Source organism: Paraburkholderia madseniana (assembly GCF_009690905.1).
Lineage (GTDB): Bacteria > Pseudomonadota > Gammaproteobacteria > Burkholderiales > Burkholderiaceae > Paraburkholderia > Paraburkholderia madseniana.
In genome coordinates this window covers 1,733-2,447 of the sequence record NZ_VOSW01000241.1, presented here as the reverse complement: position 1 = coordinate 2,447, position 715 = coordinate 1,733, and the positions used below count along the sequence as shown (strand labels likewise).

Genomic DNA, 715 nt, shown 5'->3' with positions numbered 1-715 from the left:
GTCGAACCTCCGCCGCCGGTCGCCACGCCCGCGCCGCCTCCCCCCGCGCCCCCGCCGCTGATCGTGCTGCGCACGATCGAGCGCAGCGAGGCGCGCGCCTTGCTCGATAGCGAAGTGCAGAAGCCCGACGGCAAGGTAGTGGGCCGCGCGGTCGATCTGATCGCCGATGCGAGCGGCAAGCCGCGCGAAATCGTGGTCAATCTGCAAGGCTTCCTCGGCGTCGGCGATCGCAAGGTCAATTTCCCGTGGAACGCGTTCCGCTTCACGCCGACCGCGAAGACCGCGCCGATCACACTTAACGCGACGGCCACGCCGACTCCCGCGGCGAAGTCCGCCGCCGTGCAATTGCCGCTGATCGACACCGACGTCGAGCGCTCGAACGGCGCCAAGGTCGGCCGCGTGATCGATGTGCTGATCGACGCCAACGCGCAGCCGCAGGCGGTCGTGCTCGACGTCAACGGCATGGTCAGCACCGAGCGGCGCACGATTGCCGCCAACTGGTCCGCGCTGCGTTTCGTCACGAAAGACAAGGAGCTGCATCCGCTGATCGATCTGAGCGATGCGCAGATCAACGCGACGCCGCCGTACGCCAGCGACAAGCCGATCCGCGCGGTGTCGCCCGCGCCGCCGCCCGCCCCCGCTCCCGCTCCCGCTTCCGCGCCAGCGCCCGCCACTGCGGCCTCTGCCGCGCCCGCCCCAGGCACGGCGGGGGGCC

Annotated in this window: 1 protein-coding gene; it reads left to right on the top strand. The window is 71.2% G+C overall.

From position 1 onward, the window contains the following. The coding region (locus FSO04_RS45490; RefSeq protein WP_154567966.1) for a PRC-barrel domain-containing protein at positions 1–715 on the top strand (715 nt) is incomplete at both ends.